Origin of the sequence: Cypionkella sp. TWP1-2-1b2, from assembly GCF_049896245.1 — a bacterium.
Taxonomy (GTDB): domain Bacteria; phylum Pseudomonadota; class Alphaproteobacteria; order Rhodobacterales; family Rhodobacteraceae; genus Cypionkella.
Window position 1 is genome coordinate 1 of sequence record NZ_JAFCTX010000061.1, and the last position, 17,073, is coordinate 17,073.

At 61.4% G+C, this 17,073-nt stretch carries 16 protein-coding genes and 2 pseudogenes; 3 read left to right on the forward strand and 15 right to left on the reverse strand.

Going from position 1 to position 17,073, the window contains the following annotated elements:
• Positions 1–168: 168 nt before the first annotated feature.
• Positions 169–585, reverse strand: a complete 417-nt coding sequence (locus ACP7AP_RS22820) for a hypothetical protein (RefSeq protein ID WP_426038025.1) — start codon at positions 583–585, stop codon at positions 169–171.
• 218 nt (positions 586–803) lie between these two features.
• Between ACP7AP_RS22820 and ACP7AP_RS22825 the strand changes: the two genes are divergently transcribed.
• Together ACP7AP_RS22825 and ACP7AP_RS22830 are read left to right on the forward strand one after the other, a co-directional pair.
• Entirely contained in the window at positions 804–1,016 is a 213-nt protein-coding gene (locus ACP7AP_RS22825) for a DUF2805 domain-containing protein (RefSeq protein WP_426038027.1), read from the forward strand.
• The gene (locus ACP7AP_RS22830) at positions 1,013–1,582 is read left to right on the forward strand and encodes a pyridoxamine 5'-phosphate oxidase family protein (RefSeq protein WP_426038029.1); all 570 of its coding nucleotides are present in this window, start codon (positions 1,013–1,015) and stop codon (positions 1,580–1,582) included. The genes ACP7AP_RS22825 and ACP7AP_RS22830 overlap by 4 nt, the downstream gene beginning before the upstream one ends.
• Positions 1,583–1,627: 45 nt before the next feature.
• Here the strand turns inward: ACP7AP_RS22830 and ACP7AP_RS22835 are convergent, their stop codons facing one another.
• The gene (locus tag ACP7AP_RS22835; RefSeq protein WP_426038031.1) at positions 1,628–2,023 is read right to left on the reverse strand and encodes a dihydroneopterin aldolase; all 396 of its coding nucleotides are present in this window, start codon (positions 2,021–2,023) and stop codon (positions 1,628–1,630) included.
• A 465-nt stretch (positions 2,024–2,488) separates the two neighbouring features.
• Here ACP7AP_RS22835 and ACP7AP_RS22840 point away from each other — a divergent pair, with 465 nt between their 5' ends.
• Positions 2,489–3,133, forward strand: coding sequence for an alternative oxidase (locus ACP7AP_RS22840; RefSeq protein ID WP_426038033.1), 645 nt, complete (start codon positions 2,489–2,491; stop codon positions 3,131–3,133).
• A gap of 303 nt (positions 3,134–3,436) precedes the next feature.
• On the opposite strand, the gene ACP7AP_RS22845 is transcribed toward ACP7AP_RS22840, so the two are convergent.
• The 13 genes and pseudogenes from ACP7AP_RS22845 to ACP7AP_RS22905 all read right to left on the reverse strand — a co-directional run.
• On the reverse strand, positions 3,437–3,745 hold the full coding sequence (locus tag ACP7AP_RS22845; protein ID WP_426038035.1) for a hypothetical protein: 309 nt from the start codon (positions 3,743–3,745) through the stop codon (positions 3,437–3,439).
• Between the two features lie 292 nt (positions 3,746–4,037).
• A complete protein-coding gene (locus tag ACP7AP_RS22850) occupies positions 4,038–4,598 on the reverse strand; it encodes a CIA30 family protein (RefSeq protein ID WP_426038037.1) in 561 nt (186 codons plus the stop codon).
• A gap of 77 nt (positions 4,599–4,675) precedes the next feature.
• Positions 4,676–5,149, reverse strand: a complete 474-nt coding sequence (locus ACP7AP_RS22855; protein WP_426038039.1) for a DUF427 domain-containing protein — start codon at positions 5,147–5,149, stop codon at positions 4,676–4,678.
• Positions 5,146–5,544 (reverse strand): DUF4149 domain-containing protein, encoded by a 399-nt coding sequence (locus ACP7AP_RS22860; RefSeq protein WP_426038041.1) that lies wholly within the window; start codon positions 5,542–5,544, stop codon positions 5,146–5,148. The genes ACP7AP_RS22855 and ACP7AP_RS22860 overlap by 4 nt, the downstream gene beginning before the upstream one ends.
• Before the next feature lie 3 nt (positions 5,545–5,547).
• Positions 5,548–6,261 (reverse strand): bifunctional 2-polyprenyl-6-hydroxyphenol methylase/3-demethylubiquinol 3-O-methyltransferase UbiG, encoded by a 714-nt coding sequence (gene ubiG / locus ACP7AP_RS22865; RefSeq protein WP_426038043.1) that lies wholly within the window; start codon positions 6,259–6,261, stop codon positions 5,548–5,550.
• The gene (locus ACP7AP_RS22870) at positions 6,251–7,078 is read right to left on the reverse strand and encodes a methyltransferase family protein (RefSeq protein ID WP_426038045.1); all 828 of its coding nucleotides are present in this window, start codon (positions 7,076–7,078) and stop codon (positions 6,251–6,253) included. Before ACP7AP_RS22870 ends, ubiG begins: the two co-directional genes overlap by 11 nt.
• Positions 7,075–7,995 (reverse strand): NAD(P)/FAD-dependent oxidoreductase, encoded by a 921-nt coding sequence (locus tag ACP7AP_RS22875; RefSeq protein WP_426038047.1) that lies wholly within the window; start codon positions 7,993–7,995, stop codon positions 7,075–7,077. The genes ACP7AP_RS22870 and ACP7AP_RS22875 overlap by 4 nt, the downstream gene beginning before the upstream one ends.
• Positions 7,992–9,206 (reverse strand): FAD-binding domain-containing protein, encoded by a 1,215-nt coding sequence (locus ACP7AP_RS22880; RefSeq protein WP_426038049.1) that lies wholly within the window; start codon positions 9,204–9,206, stop codon positions 7,992–7,994. Before ACP7AP_RS22880 ends, ACP7AP_RS22875 begins: the two co-directional genes overlap by 4 nt.
• A 52-nt stretch (positions 9,207–9,258) precedes the next feature.
• Positions 9,259–10,593: an ABC1 kinase family protein gene (locus ACP7AP_RS22885; RefSeq protein ID WP_426038051.1), complete on the reverse strand. Its 1,335-nt coding sequence runs from the start codon at positions 10,591–10,593 to the stop codon at positions 9,259–9,261.
• 14 nt (positions 10,594–10,607) lie between these two features.
• Positions 10,608–11,000, reverse strand: coding sequence for a thiol-disulfide oxidoreductase DCC family protein (locus ACP7AP_RS22890; protein ID WP_426038053.1), 393 nt, complete (start codon positions 10,998–11,000; stop codon positions 10,608–10,610).
• A gap of 162 nt (positions 11,001–11,162) precedes the next feature.
• Positions 11,163–12,041, reverse strand: a pseudogene (locus ACP7AP_RS22895) (Brp/Blh family beta-carotene 15,15'-dioxygenase).
• A complete protein-coding gene (locus ACP7AP_RS22900) occupies positions 12,038–14,548 on the reverse strand; it encodes a lycopene cyclase family protein (RefSeq protein WP_426038055.1) in 2,511 nt (836 codons plus the stop codon). The pseudogene ACP7AP_RS22895 and the gene ACP7AP_RS22900 overlap by 4 nt, the downstream one beginning before the upstream one ends.
• A pseudogene (locus tag ACP7AP_RS22905) lies at positions 14,531–17,073 on the reverse strand (baseplate multidomain protein megatron); the annotation flags it as partial. The pseudogene ACP7AP_RS22905 and the gene ACP7AP_RS22900, both read right to left, overlap by 18 nt.

Below are 17,073 nucleotides of genomic sequence, written 5' to 3' on the forward strand. Positions count from 1 at the left end.
AGGGCGGCGATCCTGAACCGATTTACGGCACTTGGAACGCCGCAAACTCAACGTGTGGGATGACTCTGTCCAGCAGAAGGAAAAACTCGACCTCAGGCTGATTTGTGCAACAGAGCCGGCTGAAGCAGCCGATTAAGTGCTTGTGGACGCAGATAGCAGCGTCATTTTTCAGGCGTCAAGCGCCGTCCTGCTCTTGCCACGCCATGCCAGTGACTGCTGGTTCAGCATGTTCAGGTCGGTCTTTTCCGCGATGATCTGATCACAAAGCTGCACGGCCTCCGCGGCCTGCGCTTGGCTGAGGTGCCTACACGCCGGGCGCGCGATGTGGTCGTACCACACCCCACAGCAAATTGTGTCAAGCACGATACGCTGAAAGCAGTGATCGTATCGAACCGGCCAGTGGCGTTTGCTGGTCTGCGCGAGTGCTGGCATGACCGTGCGCGTCAGATGCAGGTACTGCTCGACAATTGCGAGGTGGGTCGTTAGCGGCAAATCGAAACTGCGCTGCATCTTGTGTTCCAGTGGTGGGCTGGGCTTGGGCCGATCAAGTATTTTTTGCAGAACCAGTTCCGCTTCGAGCCACATGTCATCGACTACAAAGACGGAACACGACCTTACGACCGCACTCCATATATGGCGTCATGGCCGTAAAATCCAACTGGCATCCCTGCAGGCGTTCCAGTGTCACTGAGCTGCGGAAAGCCAGTCCGGCACCCATCGAGGCCGATGTCTTATGCTGCGCAAACGGCCCTCAGCAGCAAGGGGAGCTTGACTTGGGTCGCGGCAAAGATACCTCCAAGCCTATGAAAAGCCGACTTCTAGACCCTGCGACACTTGGCGAAATCATCGAGATGGCGCTCAGTGATCATGCCAGCTTCGACCAGATCCGCACTCTGCATGGGCTCGGTCCGGATGAGGTAAAGGCATTGATGCGACAAAATCTGAAATCCGGCAGCTACCGCGCCTGGCGCAAACGCGTGCGGCAGTTTGCTGACCGGCGCGAGGTTTATAAATGAAGCCGGATCTCCATCCTTGGGCTGCCGATCTTTCGCTGTTGTATGCCGAGGTTTGGACACGCCTGACCCGTGGCGTCCATGACCGGCACGCCCCGGCCCGGCACTCGACACTGGCCACCGTCACCCCGGATGGCATGCCGCAGGCCAGAACGGTGGTCTTGCGGGCCGCAGACAAACTGGCGGCAACGCTGGATATTCACACCAACATCCAGTCGGCCAAGGTGCAGGAGTTGCGTGCAACACCTTTTGCCGCGCTGCATGTTTGGGATGCCTCGGCGCATCTGCAATTGCGGCTGGAAGCCCGGGTCACAATTCTGACTGGTCAAGATGTGGCCGCGATCTGGGCGGGCGTTCCTGCAGCATCGCGAATGTCCTACGGCAGCAGCCCCGCGCCGGGCCAGCCGATCGCGCAGGCGCTGGCCTACTCAAAAGAGCCCGACCCTTCATGTTTTGCCGTCCTGCGGCTTACCGTATCGACGACAGACGCCCTGCACCTTGGCCCGAACCATCGCCGCGCCCGATTTGATCGCACGGATGGTTGGGCGGGGGAATGGCTGGCACCCTGACGGTCGCCCGGCGCGTCTCGTGGTTTTGAAAGGCGATTGGAGGGATCAAACCACGGCGCTGCGCAGTGCTGCCATTCCTTCGGCATCAACGATCATCCGCACCCCAAGCGTGCCGGACCCGGACAGGACAGGCCGCTTGCGCAAGCAGATGTCCAGCGCCTCAATCTGGGGAAATTCAGCGCAGGTTTCGACGATGCATGTCATCAGCCGCTCTTGGGTCTCAAAATGGCTTGCACGCGCCAGCGTGTCGATGCGCCGGATCAGTGGGTCATAGTCGAAAACAAGCGCCATTTCATCACGGGCGATCATCACCAGATGCGGCGCGATGGTCAGGCTCAGGTCCAGAAGATGTGCATCCGGCACAACGTCATCAGGACCGTAAGTTCCGATCCGCGCGGCGATCTGCAGGTCTTTCAATTCGACGTAGCTCTGTGTTGGCAAGGCCAAGCCTCCATTTTCTGATCGGGGTGCAATAAGCTCCTGAGAAGCGCCGCGTCACGCACCTGAAAAGCACGCTTACGCGTTATCATCCAGTGCTGTCTCGTCTGTGGCGGCTGGGCCAAGCTTTAGCAGTTTCTGGGTCAGCATGGATTTGTAGCGCCGCTGGCGCCTTCGGGCCTTTGCGCCTGATGCGCGCCAGCCCTCTCGCTTGTCCTGCACAAGCTCTTCAAGATCGGCGGCAACCGTTATCTTTCCTGCGTCGGTTGGTGACGTTCGCTTGGGCATGGACAAGTTATAGATGCCCCCTGTCAGGCGGCAAGCACGGCGCACCCGATATCAGGGATGGCGACCGCTGTCATATTCTAAAGCCAAACCCAACTTCTGGCTGTTTTGCCACATCCCGTGCAGATGAAATAGAGATGAGACCGCCTATATTTTTATCAGGTAGAAATGAAATGAAACGCCATGAAACACAGTAACGAATTCACACCCGACACCTTAAACATCCACCATGTGCCGATCGGCATGAATGACCGCATTGCGCTCGGTGTGGTCAAGACGATGCGGGTTTTCGCGGATCGGTTCTTCGCAAAACGCTATGGGCATCGCGCAGTTGTGCTGGAAACCGTCGCCGCAGTTCCGGGGATGGTTGGCGGCCTGCTACAGCATCTTCGTGCCATTCGTCACATCCGCGACGATCAGGGCTGGATCAAAGAACTGATTGAGGAAGCAGACAACGAGCGCATGCACCTGATGACCTTTATCCAGATCGCGCAACCAAGTCGGTTTGAGCGCACCCTGATCATGGTGGCGCAGGCTGTGTTCTATAACCTCTATTTCTTCCTCTACCTGCTGGCCCCCAAAACCGCACACCGGGTGGTCGGTTACTTGGAGGAAGAGGCGGTGATCAGCTATACCCACTATTTGGAAGAGATCGACTCCGGTCGGGTTGAAAACGTACCAGCACCGCCGATTGCGCTAAAGTACTGGAACTTGCCGTCAAACGCGCTCCTGCGCGATGTGGTGATCGTCGTGCGTGCAGATGAGGCCCACCACCGCGACACCAACCATCACTTTGCCAACCAGATCGCCAAAGGCGTGCATTCCTGAACACGGGGCACTGCCGCAGCACTGCCCGAATGCGACCCGGCAACCTGAGCGGGTGAAGCTGCGGCCGTTGATCCAAGTTTTCCGAGGTAAGTCCAATCGTCTCCAAGCCTATGCCTTTACTGGCACCGATGATCAATATTCGCACGGTAAAGCCTCCTCCTACAATTTAGAAAATGATCTGCGGTGCCAACGTTCTGATAAGCAAACGCAAATGCCCCCTGCTGACGCCTGATGACTGACCAAGAGCAAAAGGCCACAGTTGGCTATCCATCCAGCCGGGCCCTGGACAGTCATCTCAGGGGCTCAGTCGTGCTCACCACCAGAGGCGCGACCCGCTCCGCGCATGAACAATTTTGGCTGCTTGGCCGCTACTGTATAAGTTGCGGTGGTGATCGCTGCGGCGGCGATCAAGACCGAATGTCCAAGAATACTGTAGGCAAGAAAAGTGTAACTTCCAATTGCGATGGAGAAACTGACCGCCCACATCAGCCCCAGCACCTGCAAAATATAGTGTCGGACAGCGACATCCGGGATATTGCGAAGTGGGCTGACGTTGTGGTCAAACACGAAATTCCATGCTTGCACGACAAAGGTTTTGACAGGTGTGAACAAGGCTCTGTTCCTTTCATTTACTGTGACGGAAAATGCTTTGGCTCCTTATCGCCATGCATCCAAGTTGAAACTTAGCGCAAAACTGGCGTAGTCCCAGCCCTTTGGATCGGGAAAAGAAAAAGCGTACGGCCGCCACTCTCAGGTTTTGTCGCTTTCGAAAGTCGGAGTGCCAAAATCTTCCTCCGAAAACAAAATTCGTCGGGTGTGTGCTACCTGTGACTCACGATGGCTCCTGCACGGCTTTGTTCATAAAAAGGGTTTGTTGATATTTGCCACCCAGTTTGTCGGGCGGCTAGTAAAAGCCCACCTCGCGCACATCAATCTGGGCGTACTGGTCACTGCCGTAGGCAACGACGGCAACTGATGTCAGGCTCGTCGCCTCCGGTACGTCGCGCAGCAGCACACCCGAGGCTTTGAATGCATCCAGCGGCAGGCGCACTTCGCTCCAGCTTTCGGTGACGTCAAAGCCTGCCTGATAGTATTGCCACGGAAGCAGCGTGCCGCCGGTGCGCAGATGCACGAAATAGCGCTGGTCATTGCCGCGCACCATCAGCCGCACGCCGGTTGTGCCCTCGGGCGGTGGGGTTGCCAGATCAAGCCGCATCTGGATGAACCCGCCCCGGTTAGCCGTGCTGACGCGTCCGGTCATCCGCGCGAAAGATGTACCGCCTTCTTTCGCAAAGGCGACACCGCCGGTGGACACGCCTCCCATTACCTGATCGGTAAAAAACCGCCAACGGGTTTCCGGCTGCATGGTGAAATCCTCGATGATTGTTGGCCCGGCCACGGTCCCGTCTGCCATCACAGGCGGCAGCGCCCCGGCAAGCATGATCGATGCAAATGTAACGGACATCAGACCCCGCACCACCATGTTCGTTCCCAGATCTTTCGGCGGCGCGTCTGCCGACAGTTGCTTGCACGTGATGCAGTCTACCAATGCTTTGTGCCCGGCGCACCCTTGATCTGCCCGTCCAGATTGGGCATGACCCAGCCGCCGTAAAAATTGCCCGGTTGTGGGATAACGCGCAAATCGCCGACCCAGACCTCGTCCATCTGGGCGGCGTAAAAGGCGACATATCCGCCAAGTCCCGCAAAACCCGCCGTGGGCCGGTCATAGGCCCAAGCCGCGCGCGGGGCGATCTTGTCGCCGGACAGCACGTCATAATAGCGCGCCACGCCCTTCCACTCGCAATAGCTGTTGCCCGGGGCAGGGCGCAGGATGGCCGCAATATCCTCGGCCGGCAGGTAGTATGTGGGCGCGTGGTGAGTCTCCAATACCCGTAGGGCGCGGGTGGTCTCGGCCACCAGCACACCGCCCAGCCGGATCATGATGCGCTGCGGCACCGGTCCCAGTGCGGGCGGGCGCGGGTAGGATTGGACGTTTTCGCGCTGCAAGCCGGTCATTCGGCACCCGCCAGACGCGCCAGCACCATGCCGGTCAGGGCGATATGCGCCAAAGTGATCGCCACAGATAGCCCGTGGAGCGCCTTGAACTGCCGCTTGGCACCCGTGTCGGTGGCACGGTTGATCGCGGGCAGCAGTATTTGGCGGGTGGGCAGCACTGTGCCCGCCACCAGCGCAAGCAGACCCGCGCCCGGCAGATGCCCCGCCCACAGCACCACTGCAGCGGTGGCAGAGCAGCCCAACACGAACAGGTAAAACATCGGAAACGCCCGCCGGATCGTCCGGCCTGCCACGTCGGTCGGCAAAGCTCTGAACAAAAACGCAGCAAAGCCAAAGCTGTAAAGAACCATACCGCCAAACAGCAGCGCCGTGATCAGGGTTGCAAAGATCAGCAAGGGTCAGCCTCCATTCAAAATGACGGGCTTGTGTGCCAGGCCCATATAAAGGATTGCAGTCAGCGGCAGGGGGCCAAAGGTCAGGTCCAACCGGCGGTTGACCCCGCGTGGCCCAAGGCCGGTGAAGTCTCCGGGCACCAGCCCCACGCCTTGCATAGCCGCGCGCAACTCGGCGGGTTTTATGAACATGGCCGGGTCATGCGTGCCGCGCGGCAGCAGGCGCAGCAGGTCTTCGGCCACGGTGATGGTGGCCAGACGCGCCAGCGGGTTGCGGTTGATTGTATCGAACAGAAACATCCCGCCGGGGCGCAGAGTGCGCACGACTTCGGCCAGAACGCGGGTCAAATCGGCCACATGTTCCAGCACATCGACGCAAACCACGGCATCGAAGCTGGCGTCGCCGTAAGGCAACGCCTCGCCCACGCCGACATCGTACCCGATCCGCTGGCCCTGTGCGCGGGCACGGGCGCGGGCGGCACTAATCGCGCCCTCGGAGGGGTCGATACCGGTGACATGCGCTCCGCGCGTGGCCAGCGCCTCGGCCATAAATCCCCCAGCACAGCCAAGGTCCAGCACCGCTTTGTCCTGCCAGTCGATCTGCCGATCAAACCAGCCAAGCCGCCCGGGCACGAGGTTCTTCAGCGTGCGCACCCAGCGGATGTCATCGGACCACCAGCTTTGTGCCACTTTGTCATAAATCGTCAGGTCATTGCGCATTGGTGCGGTCCTTGGCGGTGGTCAGGTGCGGTATCATGTAGGGCACTTCGGCCTGATAGCGATCAAAGCGCGCGCCATAGCGGGCGGCAAAGCGGCGTTCCTTCAGGCGTGGGGCAAACAGGCAATAGGCGGTAAAGCTGATGGCCAGTACCAGTTGATCCGGCGTCCAGAACGGAGGCGTCCAAAGTGTCAGCGCAAAGGCCAAATAGATCGGCTGGCGGATCAGGCGGAACAGCCCGCTGGTCGGCATGTCGGGAAACACCGGACGGATGCGCGCAAGCAACGACATCCAGCCCAAGGCACCCGACTGCACCTCGGCCCCGGCATCAAAGCTGGCTTTCAGCAGGATCAGCCAACTGGTGGCGTAGGCGGCGCTGACCATCCAGAACGCCACCCCCTCTGCCCGCCACCAGACGATGCCCGAGGGCGTCCACAGCGCAAACAGCGCCAGAAGCTGGGCCGAGGCGATGATGGCATAGGTGGTGGTGGCCAGCGTTTGACCATGTGGGCCGGGGATCAGTCGCGCCAGCAGCCGCCCGCCGGGGCCCGTCAGCAAAAGCGAGTGCGCCAAGGGGAACTGCACGATCAGCGCCCCATTGGCCAGTGCAGCCCATGGCCAAGGCACGTTGCCAAAGCTTTCACTTAGTCCAAAGAACATCGCCGCGATCATCGCCAGCACGCCTGCGGCAAAGACCGTGTGGCAGATTGCACCAAACATCAGCGCCACCGCGATGAGTCCCGACCCGGAGGGCGGGCGAAGGGCGGCGCGGATCAGCGTGACCAGCCGGGCAATACGTGGATCGGTAAACACAATCATCCCCGCGCCAAGATGTCGTCAGCAATGGCGGTGCCGCTGGTCCACGCGGCCTCGATCCGGGGACCGATGCACCAGTCGCCGCCCAGATACAGCGTTGCATCGGGGCTGCGCAGGAACGGCTGCCCCAGCGCCTGTTTCACACGGGCATAGCGCCAGCGGTGGGCTGCGGCATGGGTCACCGCGTCGGGAGTCACCCCCAGCCGGTCGCACAACAGTGGCAGCATAAGGGCGGTGATCTCTTCCGGGGTGTTTTCCAGATGGGCCACGCTGAACGCCTCGCCCGCCTGGGCCACCCACAGCGTATCCTGCCCCTGCGGGCGGCCCGGCTTGGCGCTGTCTTGCGCGATCCACGCCAAGGAATCGTCTGCATCCTGCCGGGTGATGAAGGGGGCAGGGGCTGTCACAGCGGCCATCAACGTGAGGCAAGGCGCCAGCCGGACGGGGGAAAGGGCGGCCACCAGTGGTTGATCTGCGCCCAGCAACCCCGCCAACTGTGGGGCGGGAACTGTCACCACTACCCGCGCCGCGCGCATCGTGCCGGTATTCAGATGCAGCATCCAGCCATCGCCGCCCTGCACAAGACGCGCCACCTGCGCGTTTTTCTGAATGTCCAGCCCCACCCCCAGCGCCTTGGGAATGGCCGACATGCCCGGCACGCCGACGCTGTGTGTGCGACCCGTGCCGTCCTGCCAGGCGGAGACGGTGCCGCCCAGCCCGTGCAACACCGCCGCAAATCCCACACCATGCGCGTTCACATATTGCGCGCCATGGTCAAACTGTAAATCGCCCACAAGCCGCGTCGCCACCCGCCCGCCAATGCCGCGCCCTTTGTCCAGCACGATCGACGCATGCCCCGCGTTCGCCAGCCGCCTCGCACAGGCCAGCCCCTCTATGCCCGACCCGATGATGACGATCACGGCAGCACCTGTTCCAGAATACGGGGGATGTTCTGCTTGACCTTGAAGAACCCGGCGGTGGCATGGGGCCAGATCGCAGAGTCCCAATCACGCCGCCATTCGCACAGGGTGATGCCCGCTTTGGCCAAGGACGGCGCGGCCTGATCTAGCCAGTCGCGCAGCGGGCCGCGGGTGATGTAGGGCGTTGCAATCTGCGTTGCCCCGGCGCTTGCGGCCCATTTGGCCAGATCGGCGGGGTCATTGGCACGCAATACGGTTGCAGCGAAGCCAGACCGCAAAGCTGCATCAGCAAGCGCGCCGTCCTCAAACCGCGTGACCAGATCAGACACTGCCAAGGGAGAGCGCAGATGGCTGGCCTGCAAAGTGGCCACACTGCGGATATCTAACGCCGCCACACCGAAGTCCTCGACCCGGCAATCCTCATCCGTAATCAACAGCGCGGTGGGGCGGCGCGAATCCGGGGCCGTGATCGGGCGCAGCGGCAGCACCGAGGGCAGGCCATCAGGTTCGGTCTCCTCCAGCCCTTGGGTGACCTCGGCCAGAGCGCTTCTGCGCGGAGTAAACCGCCCGGCGGTAAAGGTGGCGATGTTTTGCGTGTCAGCCGGATAGGGTTTGCCGCGCGTGTGCAGGCCCGCGACCCAACGCCAGCCCAGCGTGTTGGATGCGGCATCGCCGTCCAGCAGGTGGCGATAAAAGAAATCGGCCCCCAGCCGCCACGGCAGCCCAAGTGTGAAGATCCAGATGGAGGCGAACCACATCCGCGCGTGGTTGTGCAGATAGCCGGTGTCCACCAACTCAGTGGCCCAGGCATCGAAACACTCCAGCCCGGTCTGGCCGTTCATTGCTCTGTCTATATCGCGGCGCAGGCGGCGGTCGCGGTCAAGGGCTGTCAGATCAGCCTCCAGCCCGGCGCGGTAGCTGTCCCAGACCTGCGGGCGACGTTCCAGCCAGCCCTTGAAATAGCCGCGCCAGATGACCTCTTGCACGAATTTTTCTGCATCCTCGGGGCCGTGGGCGGCCAGCGCCGTGGCGACAAGGTCCTGTTCCGTCACCAGCCTGCGGCGGACATAAGGCGACAGCCCCGACACCGCTTTATGTGCGCCGGGGCCGTGATCGGTGTTGCGGCAATTGGCATAGCGCCGCCCCATGCGGGGGGTGAACGCCGCCATGATCTTTTCGCCATCGGCGCGGATAGGGGTCCAGTCTGTCATCGGGTCCATCTTCTATCTGGGTTTGCAAATGGTGATGCGCGCCGCCGAAGTTTCAACGTGGGGTGAGTGTTTCGCGACGATAGGCCTCGACCATCGGGCGTAGAGCGACACGCGCCCGCAACTTGGCCGCCATCAGGTACATGCCACCAATCTTGCGATGCAAAAACAGCGTCGCGGCAGGCGGCACATGGGCAAGTTCGCGTTCATTGCCGATGGCAAGTCCCATGTCCCGCAGGCGTTCCAGCAGATCGCTGCTGCCAAAATCAAACGACAAGTTCTGCCGCAACGGTGTCATGGCTACCTCAAACATGGATTGGATCAGGGCTTGATGATGGGGCGCAGTGGCCGCACCGAAATAGCCGATCCGCAGCATGGCGTCGCGCGTCGCCTCTGCCCCACCGTCCAGCGCCACCCATGCCAGCGCGCGGAAATCGGCCGCCAGATCTGGGATAATGGGATGCACCGCACCAAAATCCAGCAGCACGATGCGGCCAGTTTTAGGATCATAGCGGTAGTTGGCGAGGTTGGGGTCGGTCTGCATCGCGCCGAAGACGAACAACTCGCGCAGCACAAGGTCGATCAACGCCGCTGCAACCCGGTCGCGCAGTGCCTGCGGCGCGTCAACCAGACTGTCCAGCGGGGCGCTTTCAACATATCTCATCGCCAATACCTGCGGGGTACTCAGGGCAGGGTGCAATTGCGGCAAAACGAACAGGTCGGACCCTTCCAGCAGCTCCCCAACCCGGGCCAGATGCTGCGCTTCGGCCAGATAGTCTGCCTCGGCATGCAACTGGCGCTTGGCCTCGGTCAAAAGGGGGGCGATGTCCATGCCGCGCGGTAACAACCCGGGCAGACGCATCAGGGTGGCGACATTGTCGACATCGCTGTCGATGCTGGCGCGCACACCGGGATATTGCACCTTGATCGCAAGGTCGTGACCGTCGTGCGTCACAGCCCGATGCACTTGCCCGATCGAGGCCGCTGCAAAGGGACGCACATCAAAGCGGGCAAAACGGCTGTACCAGCCCGTCCCCCATTCGGCGTTCAGCACGGTTTGCAGCTGTCTTGGCGGCATGTGGCGGGCGTCATCCCGCATCCGGCCAAGGATTGCAGTCAACTCCTTAGGCAGGACCAGCCCGGTATCCATCGACAGCATCTGCCCCAGCTTCAGCGCAGCCCCTCGCAGATGCGACAGCCCGTCCGTCAATCGCAAGGTATTTGCGGGTGTCAGCAATAGCTGCGCCAGATCGGGCCGCTTGCCGCTGGCGAGTGCCCGCAGGCCCCCCGCAGCAACGTTGCCCGCAATCCCCGAAGCGATGCCGCCAAACCGCAGCAACCGCGCCGCGCTTCCCGTCGGCACCGAAGCACCATCGTCATCTTGAGGCAAGGCGTGCTCCGTTTTCAGTTTTGGACGCGGGCGGTTTGCTTTCGCAATCGGCGCAGGTGCCAGCGGTATATGGCCGGTGCCAGGATAAAGTCATGGGCCGCACAGGCGACCTGTTTGATCCCCGGAAATCCCACGACCTTCGCCAGCCACCGATACTTTGGCATTTGCGCGCACAGCACCAGAAACGCCGGTATCCCCGATGTCAGCGTGTCCTCGTGCAACACATAAAGCCGCCGCGCCGCAGTATCGGCATCCACCCCCCATTGACCGCGCGCGTCCGAGTTCAGATCGTCAAACTGGATCGGTAGGCCATTGGCACCCGCATACCGCGCGTAGTGCTGTATCTCAAAGTTACAGACCGGGCAGGTGGCGTTGTAAATAACAGAAGTTTTGGCGTTGTTTTCCATGTCCGGAAGTTAGTTCAGCGCAGCTTGAAATCCATAAGGCAACGTGCTGAAAGGATGTCCGTGCGTCATTCGAAACCGCTGTCTTGACCTCCTGATCACCGGATGCGCCAATTGCCTGGCCCAGAGCGCCTTCTGGATCGGTTAAGTTTTGAATGATGGCTGCTATTGGTGAACTGACCTGAACACAGCGGTCAGCCGCATGTGCGGAACGGTCAGGGCGGCCAGACCGATAAACACGATTTGCAATGTTGCTGGTTCGAATGCAGGGGTAAAAACGGCAAGGGATATGGCGCCAAGGGCGGTAATTGCCAAAGTTGCCACCAGGATTGGCCACGCGGCGCGCAGACCTTGCAGCGGCGTCAGACTCAACTGATCTGCCGTCAACAGGAAATGGCGGGGAGAGTGCAGGAGACAGAAGTAAATGACAAAGTAGATCAGGGGTGGCGTGACCAAGGCCGTCGCAACCAGCAAGGCATATTCCACCGCAACCCAAGGCGCAGCCCGCAGGTTCACCACCAGACACAAGGCTGACGCGATGATTGCCGCGCTGGCCGTCTTGTGCAGCAGGGCGGCAAATAAAGTGGCGGTTGGCTCTGCTATCAGAAAACCAAACAGCACCGCCACGTCAGATTGAAAAACCAACGCGGGCAAGGCTATGACAGAGATGCCCAACGGCAGGCTTTGCCACAACCCCAGTTCGGCCCGCCAGTCATCTGAAAAATGCAGCGCCGAATAGATCAGGAATGCGGCAAGGGCGATACTTGGTGCGATGATTCACAAAGCCAGAACGGCAATCGTCAGCCCGATATACTCTGCGACGAACATCGCGTGCTGGCGCAGGGTACTTAGTGGCCACAGCGCAGTCGCGACGAGGTGATCCAATGCGCCGTGCGGCAGACCCAGCAGTGCCACCAACGGCCCAAGAGCAATGATCTGCCATAGCAGCGGTGGTTGAAAAACAAGCGAAATCCCCAACAAAACCGGGATTATAGCAGCAAACATAAGACGGTGTTTTGCGACCAGCCGCGGTGTCGAGTTCATCCGGTGAACACTTCGCGCAGGAAGGGAGCGGGCGGCAAGGACGCCATCACCGACACCCGGTCAATCGGTGCAGTTGATCCCGACAGGAACCGCTGCAAGCGGTCAGCAGGTGCATTGCGGAATAGGGCGCTGAACAAAGCTGGTCCCCGGTCGGGACTGCGTTGCAAGACCCGTAGAAATATACCGTCCATGAAGCGGGTCACCGGGCTGTCCAGGCGCAGATCAATGCGGTCCGCGCCGCGCAGGATATGGGCGACGCAAAGATCGGCCATCTGCTGGATGCGTTGATAGGCATACCCCGTGCTGGGCCGTGCTGCCCCGCCGCGCAATCCTGCTTGGGCAAAACGGGAGGGCGAGATTGATGCCCCCGGTTGCGGCAAAACCATCGGGATAAACGCACGTTCCTCGCGCAGCACATCAAAGGATTGTCCACGGGTCAGTTGCGCGATTTCGCACTCCAACCAGCGCCGGTGTTCGCTGATGTCGGGTATTTGTGCGCCAAAAGTGGTGACCTCGACCAGCGCCTCATCGCGCGCAAAGAGCAGGATATCGTAGCCGCTATCGGACAGTTCGACGACTATATCACTGGCCGAACCTACCAGGTAATTGTCATCCCCTGAACCGCCTGACATTGTATCGTTGCCAGCGCCGCCATCCAGCGTATCGTTGCCGTCGCCGCCGTTCAGGGCGTCATCGCCGAAACTTCCGGTGATTGCATTGTCCAACGCATTTCCCCTACCAGTGAAGGTGCCCGTTCCGATGAAGCCAAGGTTTTCAAGGTTTTCGCCAAGCGTGTAGGCCGATAGCGTCGTGATGACCGTATCCTTCCCACAGTTAAGCGCCTCAATCACCACATCGGAGTCACTATCGACGGCATAGGTGTCGTCGCCCTGCCCACCGATCGTCGTGTCGTTGCCGCCTGAACCGTCCAGAGTGTCATTGCCGATGTTGCCGGTGATGATGTTGTCCAGCGCATTGCCGGTGCCAGTGAAGGCGGCCGAACCCAACGCCACAAGGTTCTCAAGGTTTACGCCCAAGACATAGCTTGTCAGCATGGTCAGCACGGTATCCGTCCCACCGCCGGAAAGCTCGATCACCACGTCACGGGCGCTATCGACCGAGTATGTATCGTCGCCCAGACCACCCGTCATCGTGTCGTTGCCGCCAGATCCATCCAGGCTGTCGTTACCGATGTTGCCAGTAAGTGTATTGTTCAAGTTGTTGCCGACGCCAGCAAAGCCATCGGTTCCAAGGGCCACCAAGTTCTCAACTTCCGCGCCCAAAGTGTAGGCCGAAAGCGTGGTAAGCACGGTATCGATCCCGCCGTATTCCGCTTCAGTGACAGTGTCGCCAACGCTATCGAGGATATAGGTGTCGTTGCCCTGCCCACCCGCCATGCTGTCATTTCCGCTGCCACCATCGAGGGTGTCGTCGCGGAAATTACCCAGCAGCAAGTCGTCGCCTGCCCCCCCATAAAGGGTGTCGCTGCCCTCCAGATCATCGCAAGGGCTGGAAGTTGGCCCCTCAACCACCACCTCAGTGATGCAGTCGGGTGAACTGGCATCCACCACGTCGTTGCCATCGCCGCCGAACAGGATGTCTGCGCCGTGACCACCGTAAATCGTGTCGTCGCCCATGCCGCCCAGCACCGTGTCAGCACCGTCGCCGCCGAGCAGGCTGTCCTGACCCGCGCCGCCGTCAAGCGAGTCATACCCGGCGCCGCCGTCCAGGGTGTCGTTGCCCTCACCGCCGAGCAACGTGTCGGGCCCGTCAGTTCCAATCAAATCCACGCCAACGGGTGTGCCGCCGGCCTGATCATCAACCTTGGTAATGTCGACATTGACCGTGCCCAGTGTCACGACGCCCGCGCCATCATTGGCCGTCAGGGTGATCGTGGCGGCATTGTCGCCAGCCGCATCTTGCGCGCCAGTGTATTGGATATGGGCCGTGTCGTTAAGATAAGTGTCGATATCCGCGGCAGTCCCGGTCAACGTCAGCGCACCGGTTCCAGAGTCGGTCACTATCACGCCGGTGGCTGCTGTGGCCGCAATGGTCCCGGCACTGGCAGTCAGCACCACCGTCAGAATGTCCCCGTTGTCCCGGTCGATCAGCGTCGCCGATGCCAGATCAAGTGGAGAGGCAGTATCTTCGAGCACTGTCACATGGGCCGGCAAAGCACTGGTCAGCGTCGGCGCGTCGTTAACATTGGTAATGTCGACATAGACCGTGCCAAGCGTCTCGACACCGCCGCAATCATCGGCGGTGACGATGATGGCCGCCGCATGCTGGCCGGACGCATCCTGAGCGCCCGTGTACAGGATGTTGGCCGTGTTATTAAGGTAGGCATCGATATTCTCAGCCGAGCCGGTCAGCGTCAGCGCTCCGGTGCCAGAATGGGCCACCACAACTCCGTCAACACTTGCGGCGGCCATGGTGCCAGCGCTCGCCGTCACCACAATCGTAAGGTCGTCACAACAATCGGAACTGACCACTGTCATCGAAGACATATCAAGCGCCGAAGCGGTGTCCTCCAGCACGGTCACATTCGCTGGCATCGGAGGTGCCAGGGCGAATGTCGCGGTTTCGCGGCCGACCCAAGCCTCAAAAAGCGCGCGGCGGGCGTTGCGGTCGGCGGTCGCGGGTGGATGCGCGATGGCGAATTGTTCGGCCTGGACCCGCACGGAATCCACGGTGACGCGGCGGGCTTCGACGGTGACGACCTCATAATCCTCGTCGGCAGACAGCATCCGCGATTTCAACACGCGCGGAAGTTCGGTCTCCTGGCCCCGGGTGAACTCGATGTCCTCGCCCTCGGGCCGGTCAGCTGCGACGAGATCGGCGGCGGTGATCGTGGTCACAGATGTGCCGCCCCTCGGCACGAAGCGCAGCAGCCCCTGACTTTCCACGGCATCAAAGCTGAAATACCGCGCCAGCGGTGCTTTGGAGGCGCGCGGGCTTTCGAGGGCCGCGATCACGAACCCGGGCACGGCATCGGCGAGGCGTGAGACATCGAGCGCGTTCGGATCGATCCCCGACCGTGCGCAGATCGACCGCACCAGATCGCCGAGGCTCGCGTTGCCAAGGCGGCCGTTCAACCAGTGCCCGACCTCCCAGTTCGCTGTGTCGCCCCAGACATCGCTGCGGCCGGGCCAAGCGGGATAGGGCCGCCCGTCCCAGCACCAGACCGCGCATTCGCCCATGTCGATCATCGGCGCGGCATAGACCGACGAGACCGGGTTGTGGCCAGGGTCGGACCAGTAGCCGATCAGCGCTTCCAGATATCGACGCTGGATCGCATCGTCCCGGGCACCGGACGAGAAGTGGGGCAACTCGCTTTCTGAGCTTTTGGGGTCGAAGAACACGTTCGGCTGGTTGGTGCCCTTGTCGACGGCGGGGCAGCCGATCTCGGTGAAGCGGATCGGCTTTGATTGCGGCACCCACGCAGTGGCGCTGGCACTTTCCACCCCACCCGGGCGGTTCTTATGGGCGTTCGACCACCAGTTGCGGAAATCCTTTGGCCGGAAAACCCAAGGTTTGCCATAGGCGCCGTCGCTGATCGGGGTGCGGGTCTGTGCGTTGCGCGCGGCGTCCGAGGCGTAGAACCAGTCGAAATACTCACCGCCCTCGACGTTCGACTGCAGATAGGTCGGGTCATGAATGCCCGACCAACCGCCCGAGGCGTCGAGGTGCCCAGTGCCATCGCGCCAGTCGGACAGAGGCAGATAGTTATCGACCCCGATGAAGTTGATGTTGGCATCGGCCCAGAGCGGGTCGAGATGGAAATAGATATCGTCTGTCCCGTCGCCGGGCTGGTGGCCGAAGTATTCCGACCAGTCGGCCGCATAGCCGATCTTCGTGCCGGGCCCGAGGATCGCCCGGCAATCGGCGGCAAGGGTCTGCAAGGCCGCCACGGCCGGATAGGTGCTGGCCCCAGAGCGGGCGGTGGTCAGGCCGCGCAGTTCGGAGCCGATCAGGAAGCCGTCGACGCCACCCGCTGCCGAGCAGAGCTTGGCATAATGCAGCACCATGCGACGATAACCCCATTCCGAAGGCGAACCGGTCCAGCTCACCGTGGTGCCGCTGGTCGAGAAGTTTGCGGCCGCTGCCGACCCGAAGAAGGCCGACACTTGGGTTGCTGCCGCCCCCGTCTTGTCCACGGTTCCTATCTGCCCAGCTGCGGGCGAAACCGTGATCCGGCCTCTCCAGGGGTAAACGGGCTGGCCGGGCGTCGCAGCATTTGCGCTGTAGGGGTTCGGAAGGGTGTTGCCTGCGGGCACATCCATCATCACGAAAGGATAGAAGGTGATCCGTATGCCCCGGGCGCGCAGGTCCTGGATCGCCTGCACCACTGCGAAATCGGCTGGTGTGCCGCCAAAGGCCGCAGCATCGCTGACTTGGCTGATCAGATGCGCCCCCGTGCGCGTTATGCCGTTCACGCCCCAAGACTTTGGCGATGTGGACTTGGTCGCGGTCTCGACGCCGGGCTGGATCAGGCAAGACCCGGCGCGCAGATCCGTGCCGAACCAGCTGACGACCAGCGACACACTTTCCAGATTGGGCGCCACCTGTTCCAGGTTGTCCAGGGACGCGGGCAGGTCCGCCTTACTGAGCGTGCTGTTCTGATTTTCTGGCACTGTCGCGCCGCCAGACGAACGGGTGATGGTCTCGGTCGCATAGACGAATTCGCCAGCACCCGGGATCAGGTTCACGGCGCGGATCAGGCTTTCCGCTGAACCATCGGCAATTGTCGGGCAGATGACCTCGAAGGACAGCTGGGGGATGCGGTTGCCGAATTTTTCCAGCGGCAATTCCTCGAAGACGATGTAGGCCATGCCGCGATAGGCGGGTGCGTTGCCCGCGCCCATCTTGGCGGTGATGAACGGGTCAGCCAGTTGCGTCTCTATGCCGGTGTGGACCCGCCAGACCGCTCCCGGCAGATCGAAAGGTTTGCCATCGGCCCAGATGCGCCCGATGCCGGAAATTGGTCCTTCGCAGAGCCCGACAGCAAAGGAGCAGGAATAGGAGTAGGTCG

Bases quoted from the DNA above. Each gene is read 5' to 3' on its own strand.
- ACP7AP_RS22820 (WP_426038025.1), bottom strand. From the start codon at position 585: ATGTGGCTCGAAGCGGAACTGGTTCTGCAAAAAATACTTGATCGGCCC.
- ACP7AP_RS22825 (WP_426038027.1), top strand. From the start codon at position 804: ATGAAAAGCCGACTTCTAGACCCTGCGACACTTGGCGAAATCATCGAG.
- ACP7AP_RS22830 (WP_426038029.1), top strand. From the start codon at position 1,013: ATGAAGCCGGATCTCCATCCTTGGGCTGCCGATCTTTCGCTGTTGTAT.
- ACP7AP_RS22840 (WP_426038033.1), top strand. From the start codon at position 2,489: ATGAAACACAGTAACGAATTCACACCCGACACCTTAAACATCCACCAT.
- ACP7AP_RS22850 (WP_426038037.1), bottom strand. From the start codon at position 4,598: ATGTCCGTTACATTTGCATCGATCATGCTTGCCGGGGCGCTGCCGCCT.
- ACP7AP_RS22855 (WP_426038039.1), bottom strand. From the start codon at position 5,149: ATGACCGGCTTGCAGCGCGAAAACGTCCAATCCTACCCGCGCCCGCCC.
- ubiG (WP_426038043.1), bottom strand. From the start codon at position 6,261: ATGCGCAATGACCTGACGATTTATGACAAAGTGGCACAAAGCTGGTGG.
- ACP7AP_RS22870 (WP_426038045.1), bottom strand. From the start codon at position 7,078: ATGATTGTGTTTACCGATCCACGTATTGCCCGGCTGGTCACGCTGATC.
- ACP7AP_RS22880 (WP_426038049.1), bottom strand. From the start codon at position 9,206: ATGACAGACTGGACCCCTATCCGCGCCGATGGCGAAAAGATCATGGCG.
- ACP7AP_RS22890 (WP_426038053.1), bottom strand. From the start codon at position 11,000: ATGGAAAACAACGCCAAAACTTCTGTTATTTACAACGCCACCTGCCCG.
- ACP7AP_RS22900 (WP_426038055.1), bottom strand. From the start codon at position 14,548: ATGTCTTCGATGACAGTGGTCAGTTCCGATTGTTGTGACGACCTTACG.